The sequence below is a fragment of the Kribbella sp. NBC_01505 genome, from assembly GCF_045040285.1.
Classification (GTDB): Bacteria; Actinomycetota; Actinomycetes; order Propionibacteriales; family Kribbellaceae; genus Kribbella.
This window is the reverse complement of sequence record NZ_CP109425.1, coordinates 4881141-4898569: the sequence shown is the minus strand read 5'-3', so window position 1 is coordinate 4898569 and position 17429 is coordinate 4881141. Positions and strand designations below refer to the sequence as shown.

The following is a 17429-nucleotide window of genomic DNA, read 5'->3' as shown; positions in this document are numbered from 1 at the left end:
TTGAAAGCCTACAACGATTATTCAAACGCAACCATTGCAGAGGAGGGTATGATCGGACGCATGGCATCGACGACGCGCACAGCGCTCCGGTCCGGGCTGGGCGCACTCCTCGCCGGCCGAGGCGCGGTGGCCGGCGCCCGCCTTCGCAGCGCCCTCGCCGTACGAGGCCTCACCCTGCGATCGGTCTTCACGCTGACGCAATTGGCCGATGGGCCGGTCAACCAGCAGGCATTGATCGACCTCCTCGGCGTCGACCCGAGCGCACTGGTCGCGGTGCTCAATGAGCTGGAAGGGCTGCACCTCCTCACCCGGCAGCGTGACGCCGCGGACCGTCGGCGGCACATCGTCACGATCACCCCCAAGGGCACCAAGACGCTGGCGCAGGTCGACGCGATCCTGGCCGGCACGGACGACGACCTCTTCGCGGCCCTGACTCCCGGCGAACGAGCCCAGCTCGAGCGACTGCTGGAGAAGGTCGCCGATACCGAACTCTGCGGCGAGAATTACTGATCGCACACTGCGCGATCGGCGTCACCGGAAGTGCGCTGCCGAGACCTGATTGAAGTGGATGAGCAGGTCGGGGGTGGGATACCCAGCGCCGATATCGCGGGTACCTTCGTCCCTGAACCCGGCAGCAGCTTGCCTAGATCGACTCACCTAGATCTTGCGCGATCCAGCCCGGTGTATCCAGACGCAGGGAGTCTCCGCCAACCAGCGCCGACAACTGCGTCTCGAGTTCGGTGAGCCGGTCGGTGCCGATCTGCCGCCCCCAGCGATCGCGCAATTCGTCGAAGATCGCCTCGGCTTCAGCCAGCAGACCGAACCCTTCCGGCGTCACGTGCAGCCGTTTGCGGCGGGCATCCGCAGGATCCACGTCGCGGGCTATGTAGCCACGCTCCTGCAGTACGGCGATCGTCTTTGCCGCCGCCTGCTTCGAGACCGCCATCCGACGGCCGAGCTCGGAGGCGTTGTCGGCACCAGCCGCAATCGCGCGGATCGCGAAATCGTGGACGGGACGGACATCGGCATGCCCGCGGGCAGCCAATTCAGCGTGTGCCGCATCCACCAGACTGCGAAAACCTCCGAGCAACAGCAAAGCGAGATCGGCACCGGAGCGAGACATGCCTCAAGGCTAACGGTGCCGAGCTAGACAAACGACAACCTGGTTGTCTACTGTGAATGGACAACCAGATTGTCTAATGAGGAGCAGTCATGACCGAGATCGCAGCGCCGCCTGAGATCACCCATCGGTACGTCGACGTCAACGGAACCCGGCTCCACTTCGTCGAGGCCGGAAGCACCGGGTCTCCGATCCTCCTGGTGCATGGCTTCCCTGAGACTTGGTGGGCGTTCCGCAAGCTCATCCCCCTACTGGCGGCCGACCACCGCGTGTTCGCGGTGGACCTGCGCGGTTTCGGCGACTCGAGCAACGAGACGGGCCCGTATGACAGCGCGACCTCCGCCGAGGACCTGCATCAGCTCGTCGAGCACCTCAACGTCGGTCCGGTGCACCTCGCGGCACAAGACATCAGCGGGATGGTCGCCTTTCGGCTCGCCGCCACCCACCCGCAAGACGTCCGCAGCTTCACCGCGATCGAGACGGGACTGCCGGGATTCGGCATGGAAAGACTGGCCGACGTCACCCGCGGGGGCGCCTGGTACATCGGGACGCTCACCACTCCAGGCATCCCGGAGACGCTCCTGACTGGTCGCGAACACGAATTCCTGACCCCGTTCGCCGGCCCGCCCATGACGGTGACCCCTGGAGCGATCACCGAGGCGGACCTCACCGAGTACGCCCGGACCTACTCCCGGCCCGGCGGATTCCGCGGCGCGACCGGCCTCTACCGGTCAATGCTGCAAGACGGCGAAGACATCACCGCCATGGCCGCCGCGAACCCGCTCAAGATGCCGGTACTCACGGTCGGCGCCGGAGGCGGTGATTTCACCAGAACCACCTTCGCCCAAGTCGCGGCCGGCGCGCTTCACTCCGCCTCCCTCGAAGGCGTCGGCCACTACGCAGCCCAGGAGGCCCCTCGTGAACTGGCCACCGCCGTCCTCGACTTCCTCCGCGACATCGACGTCGCGCAGACTTCCGGCATTCAACGTCATCGGAAACTCTTGCTGGTAGCGGAAGCACGACTAGCGTGAAATAGGTAAACGGCGTATGGTTATTTCACCAGGTTCGGCCCAGGAGGATACCCATGAGCTTGTCCTACGAAGTGCATGTCAGTCCGAGCGCCCTGCGCGCCGGGGAGCAGCGGATGCCGAACGGCGACCGGCTCTACTGGAACCCGCTCTCCACCACGTTGATCTTCGGTGCGTATGACGCGGTTCTGGTGGATCCACCGTTCCTCACCGATCAGATCCAGCAGGTCGGCGACTGGATCGAGCAATCAGGCAAGAACCTGATCGCGATCTATTCGACGCACGGGCACGGCGATCACTGGTTCGGAGCCGGTGAGCTGGTCAAGCGATTCCCGGGCGCCAAGGTCTATGCCACGCCCGGAACGATCGAGATCATGCACCAGCAGGCCACGGTCGGGCGCGAAAAGCTGTGGGACGTGATCTTCCCCGGTCAGATCCCGGCGAGCCCGGTGCTGGCCGAGCCGGCGCCGGCCGAAGGAATCGCGCTGGAGGGTGAACTGCTGCAGGTGATCGAGACCGGGCACACCGACACCGATCAGACGACAGTGCTGCACGTGCCGTCGATCGGGCTGGTCGTGGCGGGAGACGTTGCCTACAACGGAATTCACCAGTACATCGTCGAAGGTGTGGACGGCGGGTTCGAGGCGTGGATCGAGGCCATCGACCGGGTCGCCGAGCTGAAACCGACCGCAGTGATCGCCGGCCACAAGAACCGGGAGCTGCCCGACAGCCCGATCATCCTGGATCAGACCAAGCAGTATCTTCAGGATGTGATCACGTTCCGCGCCGAGGCGCCGTCCGCCCAGGACTTCTACGATCGGATGATCGAGCGGCATCCGGACCGGCTCAACCCGAGCCCTTTGTGGTACGGCGCACTGGCACTGTTCACCCGATGACTTCGTCCAGTCGCTACGACCTCGAAGCCGCACCGGGCAACCTAGGCCTGGCTCAGGAGCTGATCAACACAGTGGGCATCGGGAAACACAGCGACCTCCTCAGTGATCCTGAGGCAGCCGGTACCTGGACGACCACGCCGTTGACCGACGCCGACCTCGAACTGCTGCGGGCCTTCCGGACCGACCTCCAGCGACTGGTGTCACGCTCCGAGCATCCAACCCAGCAATGGGCCACGGACCTGACTCTAGGATTCGGGCCCGATGCCGCGGTCGAGCTGACACCTCCCCCGGACGGGGCCTCCGCGCTGATCTCGAGAACACTCGCCGGCATCTACGAGGCACAACTTCTCGACACCTGGCGGCGACTGAAGTCGTGCCGCAATCCGGACTGCCGAGCGGCCTTCTACGACCGCTCCAAGAACAATTCACGCGTTTGGCACTCGCTCACCACCTGCGGCAACCCGGCCAACCTCCGAGCTCACCGAGCCCGAGCCCGCAGCTAGCGCACCACGCTCGTACGACTTCTATCCGCGCTCTTCCAGGATGAACACGCCACCGGCTGCGACGGCCAGGTCGGGCCCGAAGGCTGTGACCGGAGTATGGGCGCCGGGCTTGGCCTCACCACGGGCCAACGCCAGAGCGGCTTCGGTGATGACGGCACAGGTGTAGTCCATGGCGTCGTCACACCGCAGCCAGCCCGCGCGCGTCGTACCGCCCGGCCAATTGACAACCGCATGCCCCCAGGAGTGCGTCCGAGCCCGAGGCGCTGCCTTCGTCGTGACCGCGGCCAGCCGTCGGACCGCGAACCGGCGGAGGACGGGGATGGTCAGGAGTAGACCCATCAGCGGGAGAAGGTGCCGGACGACACCGCCAGGCAGCAATGCATTGGCGGACACCACGGCGGGGGCATTGCTGGCTTGCTGAGCCGCCAAGAGATCACCGGTCGGCGCCAGGACGGTGGAGGCGGTCTCACCGTCAGGGAGTTTTAGATGCCGCGCCTCGGAGGCGAGCCGAGCCTTGACGAGCTGGCCGCCCTTGTATTGAAGACCTCCGGTGGTCAGGCCGCTCACGATCGACTCAGCCAGCGCGGTGCCGAGTAGGCCGGCTTCCATCGCGAACGACGCGATCGCATCCACCCGAACGTCACCAGGCGTTGGCTGGCCTTCGACAAGTTTGGCCACCACGGCCTGCGTGGCGAGTACGCCGAAACCGGCGCCGGTCACCAAGGTACTGCCGTTGTCGACCGCCTCGTCGTTCAGCTCGAGCATCCGGGAAATGGCGACCAGGTCGTTGGCCAGATCGACGTAGTGGCCGCCGGGCAGACAGGACCGCGCGAACGTGGTGGCGGTCTCGGCGTAGCCGCCGATCGTGTTCACCACGACAGCAGGCCGCCGCTCGCGGATCGCCCGCGCTGCACCCGCCGTCGAGGTCTCGACGACGAGCTGCGGGTCGTCGATCCCCCACTCGCTCGCGGCGGCTCGCAGGCGGTCGGCGTTCCGGCCGACGAGAACGGGCGTTCGGCCGGCGGCGACCAGCCGGGCACCGATCGCCCTGCCGGTGCGCCCGGTCGCGCCGAGCAGCCAGATCTCTGTGGACATGAGAAGCCTCCGATAAGTGATGGCACTGAGTGCTTTCACTTACGATAGCACTCAGTGCCATCACTGGTAGGCTGGCGGTATGGCGCGATGGGATCCGGATGCGGAAGGCCGGCTGCGGGCGGCCGCACTCGAGCTCTTTCACCAGCACGGCTTCGAGAATGTGACCGCGGCCCAGATCGCCGAGCAGGCCGGGCTCGCCCGGCGCTCGTTCTTCCGCTACTTCCCGGACAAGCGCGAGGTGCTCTTCGCGGGCTCGGAGCAGCTCCCGGGGGCGATCGCTGACGCCTTCGCAGCGGTCGCACCTGACGTCGCACCGTGGCCCACGGCGCTGGCGGCCCTGGAAACGGTAGGCGCCCTCCTGGTGGAGCACGCCACCGACTCGGTAGCCCGGCGGGACATCATCCAGGCCAGCCCGGAGCTCCAGGAGCGCGAGCGCACCAAATCAAACGCCATAGCGACCGCCATTCAGGCAGCGCTGGAGCAACGCGCCGTACCGGCGACTGACGCGATCCTGCTTGCTCAGATCGGGACGGCCGTCTTCCAGCAGGCCTTCACCTGCTGGGTCGACCAAACCGGACAGCAGCCGATCGAGAGCTGCCTGGCCGCGGCCGCCGAACAGCTACAGCGACTGGTCCGGATCTGACCCCTCCGGCCATGGCACATTGTGCGACGCCTCTCCGGAGTGGAGGGGTTACGCAAGTCATTGGGGCGGAACTGTGAAGGCGCTTCACATACTGCGCCTACAGCAACCGCGAGGGCACCGGTGCGATCTGGTGCACGAAGCGCAGCGCTGACGGCAACCCGTGGTACCTGGCCCGCGACACGTCCTCCGGCGTCGTCGGCTGGATCTGGGCGGGCAACGTCTCCAGCACAAGCGGCACGATCAACAACTGCTGACGAGACCGACCAGAGGGCTCACCACAGACCGTTCCTGGTGAGCCCTCGAGCGGCCCCGCCGCTTCAGCGGGGCTTGGTGGCGCTCCAGAGGTAGCGCTCAAGGCCGCCTGAGCCGGATCGGACGTCATATTCCGGCGGCGACGTACGCCGTGCAGGTGGTGGGCTTGCCCGTGGTGATCAGGTTCGGGTCGATCACGACCTGCCCGGACGGTGGCACCAGGTCGGGGTAGTCCGTGCCACCACCGTTCACCTTGCCGTCCGTGCCCTTGCAGATGACGCCGATGCGCGGAGATTGCAGCGGCTGGTCCGTGGGGTTCTTGATCGTGAACTTCGCATGCCACAAGGTGTCGACGTACTGGTCCTTCGTGATGCTGCCGGCCTTGAAGCTGCCGAGGTCGGTCTTGGACTCCGGGAAGGCACCCTCTTCCTTCACCAGCAGCGTCGGCTGCACCGAAGCAACCTTGTCCTTCAGACCGACATCGACTTGGGTACCGACCGCCTGGAGCTGGTTCGCGACATTGAACGACTCGACCTGGGAGGCGCTCTTGAGGATCGCGCCGCTCTTGTCCAGCAGATTGAAGTTGACCGTGACCGTCTGCCCACCGTGGTCGGACATGTTCTTGACCAGCGCGGTCACCCAGACATACTGGCCGGACTGCCCGAATCCAGACTCGACAATCTGACCGAGGCCGGCCTTCTTCTCCGTCGTCGGAGTACTTGCGCTCTGCGGCGCACTCGTGTCGACGGACTGCTTCTCCGACCCGCACGCGGTCAGAGCGAGCGAGACGGCAAGCGCCGCCGCGAGCGGGAGCAGACCCGCGTACCTACGGCGTGCCCGAATGCGTTCGATCATCAGACGGCCAACGAACTCGCTCACAACGGGACCCGTCTCTCCGGCGAAGGTTGCTGCTCAGGTGCCGCGAGGATGTCACGGCGTTACCCAAGGTAGTGACTCGACGGGTTCATTCCTGCACATGAACACCTGCTACTGGGTCATAGACGTAGACCTCTTTGCCGGTGTCTGGGGTGCGGGCATGGAGAGTGTGGAACATGGGGTCGGACGGGCCGCCGAGGTCGATGACTGACGCGCAAGCGCCGAGGACTCCGCGGGCGAGGGCAGGCGGTGCGGTGAGGTCCATTCGAGTGATCACGCCGGGGGTCGCCCAGACAGGCGTCTGACCTAGCCTTCCGCTGAGCTGGTGGTGCAGATGGCCGCACAGTACGGCGTGGACGTCGGTGCCCGCGAGCGCCTGACCCAGCTCGTCGGGTTGCTGCAGAACCGCCGACCGCATGAAGACGACGGCATCCAAGGACACCGGCGGGTGGTGGAGTACGACGATCGAGCCGGACGGGGCGGGGGTCGCCAACTCGGTGGTCAGCCAGTTCAGTTGGTTGCGGCCCAACTCCCCGTGCGGTGAGCCGGGAACGAGGCTGTCCAGCGTGATCACGCGGAGGCCGTTGACCTCGCTCACCGCGGCGATGACGTCGTCCAGCTCGGCCGATCGACCGATCGCTGAGCCGTCCGGCCCAAGGTGTCCGCAGCCGAGGGCGGCGGTGAAGCCGTCGCGGCGGTCGTGGTTGCCCGTGCTGTAGATGTGCGGGATCCCGCGCGCGCCGGCGAACTCACCGACCAGATCACGGACCACGGCGCATCCTTCCTCGGAGCCGTCGTCGGCAATGTCCCCACTGACGACCACCAGGTCCAACTGCGGGACTCGCCGGAGGTCGCGCAGGAGCCCACGCAGCGCAGTGACGCCATCAACACCGTCCTCGTCCGGACCGGTGCGGCTGACATGGGTATCGGACAGATGCAGAACACGGTGACGACGCATGACACAACTCCTCGACATCGTTGCCCTAGGCACCCAGGCGGTCGATGCCCGACGCGTCACTCCCCGGTGGTCGCCCACCCTCGCCAGTCGTGTGCACCGAGCCTACCGGCTCACTGGCCACCTCACGGGTGGCCAGTTCCGGTCACATTTGTTCACATATATGAATCCTATTCACATTCATAGCTATGCTGGCTTACCTTCGGGCGGGAGAGGCCATCTCGAGTCTTCCGTTCGAAGGAGCCGTTATGTCGCCACCTGCTCTGACCCGCTTGCTGGTCTGCGCGCTCGCAGTCCTCCTGCTCGGGCCGCTGACCGTCCTGTCGCCCTTGCCGGCGCACGCCGCCCCGGCACCTCTGCAGATCTATCCCGTGCAGTCCATCTATCCCGCCTCGCCCGACTACCGCCTGACGGTGAACGGTCAGAACGTTCCGGTCAGCGACTACCCGGGGTACGACATCGCACAGTTCGCGATGGGGGCCGGCGAGGCGACCATCACGGTGACGAAGGTGAACAACACCGCGATCGGGTCGTACTTCATCAGCCCGGCGAAGCTGAATCTGAGCGGCTCGGTGAGTGGGGCGGCGATGACCTTCACCGTCACGCGCGACGAGTACCTGATCGTCAAACTCGATGGTCGGCCGAACCTGGTGATCGCGATCGACCCGCTCGAGACGAACCGCCCGGCCGACAGCGGCACAGGGATCTTCAACGTCCGCAACGCGCCGTACAACGCGCAGCCGGGCAGCGGTTACAGCACTGCCGCCTTCCAGACCGCGCTCAACGACGCGTCTGCCTGGGGCGGTGCGAACGGCCGGCAAGGCGTCGTTTACGTACCTGCCGGCGTTTGGACCCTTGGCACGATCTACCTCCGCAGCAACCTTGCGCTCTACCTCGCGCCGGGTGCCGTTCTGCGATACACCGGTGAGCGGTCCCAGTACGACGTGCACTGGCGCAAGAACTCGCAGAGCCGCGACATCACCTGGTTCCTGTCGACCCGGTACTCGTCGACCAACATCTCGATCTACGGCCGCGGCGTGATCGACGGCAACGGCCAGGCCTCGCTCGCCCCGAGCAACCTGGGCGTGAACCTGCTGACCCCGGTCTACACGACCCACTTCCGGGTCGACGGGATCACCTTCCGCGAATCCAGCAGTTGGGCGGTCATGCCGATCCGCTCGGAGGACGTGGGATTCACGAATGTGAAGATCTTCAACCGGTTCGACATGGGCGAGAACGACGGGATCGACGTGATGGAGTCGCGGCAGGTCCGGGTCACCAACGCGATCGGGATCGGCCTGGACGATCCCTTCAGCACCAAGACCTGGGCCGAGACCACCGATATCACCAAGAACATCCCGGGCGCCTCGCGACCGTTGGACGACGTGGTCTTCGACGACCTGGTCAGCTGGACGTACTGCTACGGCCTGAAGGTCGGCCAGGGCGTTCTGCAGAACCAGTCCAACGTGACGTTCCGGAACGCGGTTGTGCATGACGCCGCGGTGGGGATCGGCGTTCACCACAAGTACGGAACCGGGACCGCGAGCTCGATCACGTTCGACACCATCGACATCGAGCGGCTCTCGTTCAGCAACGACAACAACCGGACCTGGCTGGCCCTGTGGACCGGCACCGGCCCGGAAGGGACCGGCCCGATCAGCGGTGTCCGGATCGCGAACGTCCGGGTCCGCGACGCCGGCACGACGGCCGCCCGGATCAACGGGCTGCCCGGAGCCCAGATCACCGGTGTTCAGTTGCACCGGGTCCTGATGCCCGGTTCGTCGTCGTACGCGACCACACTCGCCCAGATGCGGATCACCAACGTGTCCGAGAACGGCCCGATCACCATCACCCAGTAGTACTGATACAGCCGGCGAAGCAGTTGCGTAGCCAAGTAAGGATGACGGCCAGCGCTTCGGGGTCGAGCGTGGTGCCGTCGGCGTTGTACTCGTTGCCAGCAGATGCGGCGACCTGCGGTGGAGTGCGAGGGTCGTGTTTGAGGACGTGATTGGCGCGCGGAGGGAAGGCGAAGGTGACGTTCGTACTTCCGGCTGCTGCCGCCTGGAGGGGATCGCCGTCGGCGTGCAGGTCGACTTGTACGTCGTTGCCGCCGATCAGGACAAGCGTCGGGATCTCCACCTGCGGCAGCCGGTCGGTGGCGCTCTCCGACCACAGCTCGCGCGCGAGTGGGAGGTTCGCCGGCACTTCAAAGCTCATCAGCACCTGCCGCACACTGTCCGGCAGCCGCGGATCGGGATCCATCGGCCGACCGGCCGTGTACCGATCGGCGGCTGCGCGGACCAGCGGGAGCAATTCGGCACCGTCGGGGATCTGCGCAGCCTGCAGGGCGAGCTGCGACATCAGGACGTCGCGGATCGGTCGCCCGGGTGGCGCCGCCAGAACGATACCGACGAACGGGATCGGCTGGACGCTGGTGGCATAACGCAGTACTTGCAGGGTTCCTTCGCTGTTGCCTAGGCCAACGATCCGCGACGGATCGACGGACGGCTCGGCAGCAAAGGCTCGCGTCGCCGCCGACAACTCGTCGACGTGCGACTGCATGCTCAGCTTGCCGACGAGCTGGGCGACGTTGTCCATGACGTGTGGACCCGAGGCTCGTTTGTCGTAGCGCATCGAGGCGATCCCGGCATCGGCGAACGCCTCCGCCAGCAACCGCGCCGATCCGTTGGTCCCGGGCAGCAACGGCGAGCACCAGTCCCGATCCGTCGGCCCGCTGCCTGCCACCATCACCACCCCCGCGAACGGCCCGTCCCCCGCGGGCCGCACCACGGTCCCCTCCATCCGAATCCCGTCCAGCTCCCACGCGACCACAGCCGACTCGCTCACGACTCCTCCTCCACTCGTCCGTCGGTCCCACAGTAGAGCCGTACCGGACAGGCGCCTCGACGGGTCAGCGCGCGCCGTACTCGACTTTCGGCTCCTCGACGTGGGGAGTGAGCGGGATGCCCAGGGCGGCGAAGGTACACAGCGGGGTGCCTTCGACGACGACGTCGCGGAGCAGGATGTTGCTGAGGGCACCGTCGGCGTTGCCGGCGGCAACGAGGGGTGGCATGCGGCCGGCGTCGCGGACGGTGATGCGTTCGATTCGTACGCCGGAAACCGGTCCGATGCCGAGGCCGCGTTCACGAGTGTGAATGAGTAGCCAACTCTGATTGCCGCGCTCGTGGTCCAGCGACTCGATGTCGATGTCCTCGTAGACGAGGTCGGTGCAGGGCGCGCTGCCGTAGCAGGGATCGATGGCGATCGCGCGGGTTGCGTTGTAGACGTAGCCCCGCCGGTAGGTGATGTCGTGCTGCCGCGAGTAGTGCCCGTTCCCCACCTTGAACGCGGCGCAGTGTGTCCAGGCGACGACATCCTCGAACAGAACGCGTTCGACCGGCCGGCGGGGGTGCGGCCAGCTGAGCGCGATGTTGGCGTCCTCGGCCCAGGCCTTGGTCGAGTACGGATCGTCCTCGCAGATCGCGATCATGTGCCGGACCACCACATCCTGGCACTCGTTCACATCCAGGACATCGTTCTCATACTGGCGTTGCGTCTGGAATCCCTTGTAGTTGGTGATCTGTACGTCGGAGCACCGGCTCGGCAGGAACGCCCAGGAGCCGGAGTCGCGACCGATCACGCCGTCGACCCGCAGCCCTCGGGTACCGACGGGGACGAACAGGTGATTCAGATAGCGGCTGTCCTTGCGCATCCGTGCGCCTTGACCGTCGATGGTTCCGCGTCCATACACGCGAATGTCGACAGATCCCGGTTCGGTCGACAGCAGCCAGGTGCCATCCATGTCCAGGCTGTCGTGCCGGAACTTGGTGGAATAGTCAGCCGGGTCCGCCGTTGCCCGGAGCACTGACCCGCCGGCCAAGTAGAGCTGCACCCGCGACCGCAGCACGACGCTGCCGATCGAGAACACACCGGCCGAGATGTGGACAACGCCCCCACCGGCGTCGTACGCCGCATCGATCGCGCCTTGAATCGCGCCGGTCGCCAGGGTCGTGCCGGTCGGATCGGCGCCGAAGTCCTCGACCACGTTGAAGATTCGGGGTCCTTGCACAGATGGCGGATCGACCTCGACCGGGTCGGCGGCGATGACGAGCTCGGCGAGACCATCGATCTTCACGATCAGGTACCGGCTCTGATCGAGTGTGAAGGTCAACCGGTTCTCTGATACCTCCACCGGGATCTCGAAGGCGAGCGGGCTGACCGATGCGACCTCGATCCGTCGACGGGTACTCACCTCCACGGTCACCGTGCCGTCGAACGAGAAGTGGGCATAGTGATACTCCACTCCCCCTCCGGGCTCCGGCGCGAAGGCGGTCACCGGCACGTTCTGCCCTTCGACGCGCACCGCGAAATCGACTGAGATCGGGTAGATCGTGGGCAGCGGGTAGGTCTGAACGCTCATCGGTGCCGGCCCGACAGTTGCTCGACACCAAGGATCAGGGCGGAGTGGTCGAGATCGCCGTAGCCCTGAGCGCGGGCCGCAGCCATCAACTGCGCCACGACAGCACCGAGCGGAATCACGACGCCGGCCTGCCTGGCGGAGTCGAGAACGATCCCGAGATCTTTGTGGTGCAGGTCGATCCGGAATCCTGGCTGCAGCTCGTGGCGAATCATTCCAGCGGCCTTGCGATCGAGGATCCGGTTGCCCGCCAACCCACCGGCGAGCACCTCGACCGCCGGTTCCAGGTCCACCTGGTACGCGTCCAGGAAGGTCAACGCCTCTGCGACCAGTTCGATGGTGCCGGCCACGATCAGCTGATTGGCGGCCTTCACCAGCTGCCCGGAGCCGGGTGGACCCACGTGCACCACGGTGGTGCCCAACGCGGCGAGCACCGGCCGGGCCGCCTCGACATCCGCAGCCGCACCCCCGACCATGATCGACAGCTTCCCGTCGACGGCGCCTTGCTCGCCGCCGCTCACAGGTGCGTCCAAAGCCCGTACGCCGACATCGGCCGCGGCCGCGGCGACGTTGCGAGCGGTGGCCGGGGCGACCGAACTCATGTCGATCAACAGCGCGCCGGTCCGGGCGTTGGCGAGGACGCCATCGTTGCCTAGGACAACCTTCTCGACGTCCGGGGAGTCCGGCAGCATGGTGATGATCACGTCGGCATCGACGACGGCTTCGGCGATCGACGCCGCCGCCGTACCGCCCGCTGCGACCAGCCGCTCCGCCTTGGCCGGGCTACGGTTGTGACCACGGACGACGTACCCGGCCTCGACCAGGTTGACGGCCATCGGCAGGCCCATGATGCCGAGGCCGACGAAACCGATCCGAGTCATTGTTCTCTCCAGGTGTCGACAGAGCGGATGGCGCGAGCGGCACGCTCGGCCAGTGCGGCCAGATCGCCGCCCGGGAGCAACGCATCCCTGGTCAGGTCACGACTGAGACCGACGACCGCGGCCCCCGCTGCGAGGTAGGCGCCTGCCTCGTCGACGAGGACCCCGCCGGTCGGCACCAGCGGGATATCGGGCAAGGGACCGACAAGCTCGGCGAGATAGCCGATGCCTCCCACCGGACCGATCGGGGACACCTTCACCGCCTGGACGCCGTACCGCCAGGCCCGGACGATCTCGTTCGGTGTCAGCGCGCCGGGGACGAACGGTACGCCGAGCTCGTGCGCGGCCTCGATCACGTCTGGGTCAGTGACCTGGCTGACCAGGAACGACGCACCGGCATCGACCGCCTGGCGAACCTGTTCGGCCGTCCGGACGGTCCCGGCACCGATCAGTACGTCGGCCGGTAGCACCTTCTTCGCATGCCTGATCGCGTCCAACGCCCCGGCCGAGGTGAGCGTGAACTCGACGGCCGGGATTCCGGCATCGACCAGGATCAGGGACACCTCGACGAACCGTCCGGCGTCCGGTGCCCGGAGCACGGCGATTGCCGGCCGGCCCTTCATCGCCTCGCGTAACTGCATCATCGCCGCACCTTCCCCGTCACGTCCTCGATCGCCATTCGCAGGGCCGCCAACCGTCGGTCCGACGCCAGGCCTGCGTGATACAGATGGAGTTCCTCGGCGCCGGCGGCAACCAGCCCCCGCCAGTACCGTGCCAGCTCTTCCGGATCGGCAGGCGCCGGTGGAAGGACATTCACATAGGCGGACACGTCCACCCCCAAGGCACGCATCGCACCCACTCGTTGCGCTGCGACCTCATCGAGTTCCCACGCCGGCACGACGTACGAGTTCACGCCTTTGTCCGCGACAGTCACCGCAGCGGCCGGTCCGGTCGACCAGGCATCGGCGACCGCGTGCATCGCGATCCCGACCGCACCCGCCGACCGTGCCTCGGCCAGCACAGCCTCCCGCAACAGGCGCGTTGCCTCGGACCTGATCTGCAGGACGACATCCAGGTGAGGGCCTAGCACCTTGGCCGGCGATGACCCGCCGGACCGGATGCGCGCGGCCAGTTCCGCCGGATCCACGTCGGCTTGTGCGAGCGACGTCGTACAGGCGTCGCAGAAGCAGATCGACAGGAGTGCGCATTCGTCCTCGGTCCAGTCGGCTCCCGCGGTCTTCTCGTGGTGGCCGAGATGGTTGACACCCATCGGCCCGCAGGCCTCGAGTACGACATCGGTGACGCCGGACTGACGGACCACCTCACCCACGAGCCTGCGTGAATAGTCGCGCACCGCCGGAACGCTGGGGCACAGTGCGTACGGATACACATCGCCGAAAGCATTTCGCACACATGCCCACGGATTCGCCAGACCCACTGCTGTGCTGTGCGTCAGCACCACCCACGCGCGCACCGGCAGCCCGACCAGGCGTAGCTCACCGGCTGCCCGGGTGAAGGACCGCTCACCGGCCCACGGTGATGCATCAGCCGGAATCAATTCGCCCCAGGCATCGGCCCGCACAGGCATGTAAAGCGCCGCCGATCTGGCATCCACCACCCGGTGCCGCGGATGCCGCGGAGTCGCGGCCCGGACCGAGTGGTACGCCGCGGCCAGTACCACCGCGTCGATACCGAGCTCCGCGAACCGCTCCGCCGCGCGCGGATCGCCGTTGAGGTCCCACGGGTAAGCGTAGGCAGCGGTCCGAACCCCCATCAGAACCTCGGCAAGGTCGGGTCGTACCCAGGATCGATCTGCCGCATGTACGCCGTGTCGTCCCGGGTCGTCCGGCCGGATTCGACGTACCGCTGATGCCGTTCGGCGAGCTTGTCCTGATCGAGCTCGACCCCGAGGCCGGGCGCGGCCGAGACCCGCAGCGCACCTCCGACGAACTCGAACGGCGTCGTGATCACGTCGTCCGCCCGGTTCCACGGATAGTGGGTGTCGCAGGCATAGGCCAGGTTCGGCGTCGCCGCCGCGACCTGTGTCATCGCGGCCAGCGAGATTCCCAGATGTGAATTCGAATGCATCGACATCCCCAGCCCGAAGGTGTCGCAGATCGCGCCCAGCTCGCGGGTATGCCGCAGACCACCCCAGTAGTGATGGTCGGACAGCACGATCTGGACGGCGTCCAGCCGGACCGCTTCCGGCACGGTCTCGGGACTGATCACGCACATGTTGGTTGCCAACGGCATCGAAGCCTGGGCGGCCACCTCGGCCATCGCCGCCGTGGTCAGGGCAGGATCCTCGAGGTACTCCAGAACTCCGCCGAGTCGCTCCGCGACCGCGATCGACGTCTCCACGGACCAGGCGCCGTTCGGATCGATCCGCAGCGGCATCCCGGGGAAAGCATCGGCGAGCGCCCGGACCGCGGCGATCTCCTGCTCCGGCGCGAACACTCCACCCTTGAGCTTGAGGGATCCGAACCCATGCAACTGCACCATCCGCTGCGCCTGGGCGACCAGCCCGGCAGGCTCCAGCGCCGGACCCCATTCGTCCGCCGCGCCGCCGGGATGCCCGGCCCACTTGTAGAAGAGATAGGCACTGTAGGGAACCCACGATCGCACCGCACCGCCCAGCAGATCGGTCACCGGGACGCCAAGAAGCTTGCCCTGGGCATCGAGACAGGCCACCTCGACGATCGAGAAGACACTGCGTTTCTGCACCGGGGTGACATCGGGGCCGAGGATCGAGAACACGATCGACTCGATCATCGAGGTCTCGAACACACTCCGCCCGATGATCGCCGGGCGGACCTTCGCCAACCGGTCGAGCACGTCCCGTTCCCCCGACCCCTCGCCGAGGCCGAAGACATCGCCGTCCACCACCAGCTGGACAATGGTTCGCAGCGCGAGCGGTTCATGGACACCGCTGGAGTTGAGCAGTGGCGGATCGGCGAACGCGATCGGCGTCACCACCAGGTCGGTGATCTTCATATCTGTGTCAGCCCTTCGTCGCGCCGGAGGTGATTCCGCGGATCATCGACTTCTGCATCAGGAGATAGACAACGAGGCTCGGCAGCAACGCGATCAGCGCGCCGGCCAGCAGGACGCCCGGCCCGACGTCGCCGTCCGACCGCAGGAAGGCGAGCGCCACCGTGAGGGTGTAGTCGCCGGGCTCGTTCGCGGCGATCAGCGGCAGCAGGTACTGGTTCCAGATCATCATGAACCCGAAGATCGTGATCACGCCGAGCACCGGCCGGCACAACGGCAGCACGATCGTCCACAGCATCCGGATCTCACCGACCCCGTCGATCCGGGCCGCCTCCTCGATCTCGGCCGGGATCTCCTTCATGAACTCGGCCATCACCAGGATCGAGAAGCCCCAGATCGCCACCGGCAGGATGACGCCGAACACGCTGCCTTTCAGGCTGATCCCGAACAGCGGCAGATTCCCGAGCACCTGCGCGAGCGGGATCGCTATCACCTCTTCCGGCAGCATCATCGTCAGCAGGAACAGCATCAGCACGACGAGCTGCCCGCGGAACCGCTGCCGCGCCAGCGCGTAGGCCGCGAGGACGGACAACGTCACCTGGAGCAGCAACCCGCCGCCCACGATGACGAGCGAGTTCAGGAAGTAGCCCCACACACCCTTCTCGCCGGCGATCTTGAAGCCGAGCAGCGTCGGGTGGGTCGGATACAGGCTGACCTGGGTGGAGTCGGTCGTCTCGTTGAAGGCGCCGGAGATGATGGTCAGGAACGGTGCCGCAAAGACGAACAGCACCACTCCGCAGAGAACGATGCGCAGGAGCATCGCGCCGCCGAACTTCGGCGACCATCCCAAGGCGGTGTCGAAGCGCGTGCTCTGTTCACTCATCCGGCCTCCCTCCGTCGGGTCACGATGCGCACGGCGACCGTGAGGAACAAGGTGACGAACAACAGCACCATCGAAGCCGCGGAGGCGACCCCGAGATCGTTGCGCTCGAAGCCGAGTGAGTACACGCGCGTCATCCAGACCTCCGTCGAGCCGGCCGGACCACCGCCGGTCAGCACATACACCTCGGTGAAGATCCGCAGTCCTCTGATCGTCGCCAGCGTCAGTACGACGGTCAGCGCCGGCCGCAGCCCCGGCAGCACGATGTAGCGCAGCCGCTGCCAGCGGTTCACGCCGTCGACGGCGGCCGCTTCGTACAAGGTCCGGTCGATCCCGGCCAGTCCGGCCAGGATGATCACCATGTCGTACGGAGCACCGGACCAGATCCCGACCGCCATCACCGAGGCGAGCGCCGAGTTCGGATCGCTGAGGAAGCCGAACGGTCCGAGCCCGAGGAACCCGAGTACCTCGTTGGCGAAACCGGTGCTGGTCGGGAAGTACAGGATCCGCCAGACCTCACCGATCACCGCGACCGCGGTGACGACGGGCAGGAAGACCGCCGTACGGAGGATCCAGAGCGAGCGGGCCTGTCCCTCGAGGAGCAGCGCGAGACCGAAGCCGACCACCAGGGCACCGACGGTCTGGCCGACACCCAGCAGCACGGTATGACCGAGCGCATCGCGGAAGCGTTCGTCAGTGAGAACGGTGACATAGTTCTGAAGGCCGACCCATTCGTCGCCGAGGAACGGCTGGACCTTGTACAGGCTCATCCGGATGCCTTCCAGCATCGGGATGAACTTGAACATCGCCGCGAACAGCAGCGCCGGAGCCAGGAACATCCAGGGCAGCCATGCTGATCCACGCAGCCTCCCCGGACGCCTGACCGGGACTGTGG

At 66.5% G+C, this 17429-nt stretch carries 19 protein-coding genes; 6 read left to right on the top strand and 13 right to left on the bottom strand.

Annotated features, from left to right (window positions below):
• The first annotated feature begins 60 nt into the window (after positions 1 to 60).
• A complete protein-coding gene (locus tag OG474_RS23120) occupies positions 61 to 510 on the top strand; it encodes a MarR family winged helix-turn-helix transcriptional regulator (RefSeq protein ID WP_405064451.1) in 450 nt (149 codons plus the stop codon).
• A gap of 133 nt (positions 511 to 643) precedes the next feature.
• On the opposite strand, the gene OG474_RS23115 is transcribed toward OG474_RS23120, so the two are convergent.
• Positions 644 to 1123 (bottom strand): MarR family winged helix-turn-helix transcriptional regulator, encoded by a 480-nt coding sequence (locus OG474_RS23115; protein WP_405064450.1) that lies wholly within the window; start codon positions 1121 to 1123, stop codon positions 644 to 646.
• Between the two features lie 89 nt (positions 1124 to 1212).
• On the opposite strand from OG474_RS23115, the gene OG474_RS23110 reads away from it, so the two are divergent.
• The 3 genes from OG474_RS23110 to OG474_RS23100 are packed head-to-tail and all read left to right on the top strand — an operon-like array spanning position 1213 to position 3547.
• On the top strand, positions 1213 to 2151 hold the full coding sequence (locus OG474_RS23110) for an alpha/beta fold hydrolase (RefSeq protein ID WP_405064449.1): 939 nt from the start codon (positions 1213 to 1215) through the stop codon (positions 2149 to 2151).
• Between the two features lie 53 nt (positions 2152 to 2204).
• A complete protein-coding gene (locus OG474_RS23105; protein ID WP_405064448.1) occupies positions 2205 to 3044 on the top strand; it encodes an MBL fold metallo-hydrolase in 840 nt (279 codons plus the stop codon).
• Positions 3041 to 3547 carry a CGNR zinc finger domain-containing protein gene (locus OG474_RS23100; protein WP_405064447.1) on the top strand — a complete coding sequence of 169 codons (507 nt, stop codon included), beginning with the start codon at positions 3041 to 3043 and terminating at the stop codon, positions 3545 to 3547. Before OG474_RS23105 ends, OG474_RS23100 begins: the two co-directional genes overlap by 4 nt.
• Before the next feature lie 21 nt (positions 3548 to 3568).
• Here the strand turns inward: OG474_RS23100 and OG474_RS23095 are convergent, their stop codons facing one another.
• Entirely contained in the window at positions 3569 to 4642 is a 1074-nt protein-coding gene (locus OG474_RS23095) for a saccharopine dehydrogenase NADP-binding domain-containing protein (protein WP_405064446.1), read from the bottom strand.
• A gap of 79 nt (positions 4643 to 4721) precedes the next feature.
• Here OG474_RS23095 and OG474_RS23090 point away from each other — a divergent pair, with 79 nt between their 5' ends.
• The gene (locus tag OG474_RS23090; RefSeq protein ID WP_405064445.1) at positions 4722 to 5285 is read left to right on the top strand and encodes a TetR/AcrR family transcriptional regulator; all 564 of its coding nucleotides are present in this window, start codon (positions 4722 to 4724) and stop codon (positions 5283 to 5285) included.
• Between the two features lie 97 nt (positions 5286 to 5382).
• On the opposite strand, the gene OG474_RS23085 is transcribed toward OG474_RS23090, so the two are convergent.
• The 3 genes from OG474_RS23085 to OG474_RS23075 form a co-directional block, all read right to left on the bottom strand.
• On the bottom strand, positions 5383 to 5514 hold the full coding sequence (locus tag OG474_RS23085; protein WP_405064444.1) for a hypothetical protein: 132 nt from the start codon (positions 5512 to 5514) through the stop codon (positions 5383 to 5385).
• 149 nt (positions 5515 to 5663) lie between these two features.
• Positions 5664 to 6416, bottom strand: coding sequence for a hypothetical protein (locus tag OG474_RS23080; RefSeq protein WP_405064443.1), 753 nt, complete (start codon positions 6414 to 6416; stop codon positions 5664 to 5666).
• Between the two features lie 85 nt (positions 6417 to 6501).
• Entirely contained in the window at positions 6502 to 7371 is an 870-nt protein-coding gene (locus OG474_RS23075) for a metallophosphoesterase family protein (protein WP_405064442.1), read from the bottom strand.
• A gap of 245 nt (positions 7372 to 7616) precedes the next feature.
• Here OG474_RS23075 and OG474_RS23070 point away from each other — a divergent pair, with 245 nt between their 5' ends.
• Entirely contained in the window at positions 7617 to 9227 is a 1611-nt protein-coding gene (locus tag OG474_RS23070; RefSeq protein ID WP_405064441.1) for a glycosyl hydrolase family 28 protein, read from the top strand.
• On the opposite strand, the gene OG474_RS23065 is transcribed toward OG474_RS23070, so the two are convergent.
• From OG474_RS23065 to OG474_RS23030, 8 genes are all read right to left on the bottom strand, one after another.
• On the bottom strand, positions 9217 to 10215 hold the full coding sequence (locus OG474_RS23065; protein WP_405064440.1) for an alpha/beta hydrolase family protein: 999 nt from the start codon (positions 10213 to 10215) through the stop codon (positions 9217 to 9219). The genes OG474_RS23070 and OG474_RS23065 overlap by 11 nt on opposite strands.
• A gap of 64 nt (positions 10216 to 10279) precedes the next feature.
• Entirely contained in the window at positions 10280 to 11788 is a 1509-nt protein-coding gene (locus OG474_RS23060) for a glycosyl hydrolase family 28-related protein (protein WP_405064439.1), read from the bottom strand.
• On the bottom strand, positions 11785 to 12666 hold the full coding sequence (locus tag OG474_RS23055; RefSeq protein WP_405064438.1) for a 2-hydroxy-3-oxopropionate reductase: 882 nt from the start codon (positions 12664 to 12666) through the stop codon (positions 11785 to 11787). The genes OG474_RS23060 and OG474_RS23055 overlap by 4 nt, the downstream gene beginning before the upstream one ends.
• Complete coding sequence (locus OG474_RS23050; RefSeq protein WP_405064437.1) at positions 12663 to 13307, bottom strand: bifunctional 4-hydroxy-2-oxoglutarate aldolase/2-dehydro-3-deoxy-phosphogluconate aldolase; 645 nt, start codon at positions 13305 to 13307, stop codon at positions 12663 to 12665. The genes OG474_RS23055 and OG474_RS23050 overlap by 4 nt, the downstream gene beginning before the upstream one ends.
• Positions 13304 to 14437: a hypothetical protein gene (locus OG474_RS23045; protein WP_405064436.1), complete on the bottom strand. Its 1134-nt coding sequence runs from the start codon at positions 14435 to 14437 to the stop codon at positions 13304 to 13306. The genes OG474_RS23050 and OG474_RS23045 overlap by 4 nt, the downstream gene beginning before the upstream one ends.
• Positions 14437 to 15657 carry an enolase C-terminal domain-like protein gene (locus OG474_RS23040; RefSeq protein WP_405064435.1) on the bottom strand — a complete coding sequence of 407 codons (1221 nt, stop codon included), beginning with the start codon at positions 15655 to 15657 and terminating at the stop codon, positions 14437 to 14439. Before OG474_RS23040 ends, OG474_RS23045 begins: the two co-directional genes overlap by 1 nt.
• A 7-nt stretch (positions 15658 to 15664) precedes the next feature.
• Positions 15665 to 16537, bottom strand: a complete 873-nt coding sequence (locus OG474_RS23035) for a carbohydrate ABC transporter permease (RefSeq protein ID WP_405064434.1) — start codon at positions 16535 to 16537, stop codon at positions 15665 to 15667.
• Positions 16534 to 17373 carry a carbohydrate ABC transporter permease gene (locus OG474_RS23030; RefSeq protein ID WP_405064433.1) on the bottom strand — a complete coding sequence of 280 codons (840 nt, stop codon included), beginning with the start codon at positions 17371 to 17373 and terminating at the stop codon, positions 16534 to 16536. The genes OG474_RS23035 and OG474_RS23030 overlap by 4 nt, the downstream gene beginning before the upstream one ends.
• Between the last annotated feature and the right edge of the window lie 56 nt (positions 17374 to 17429).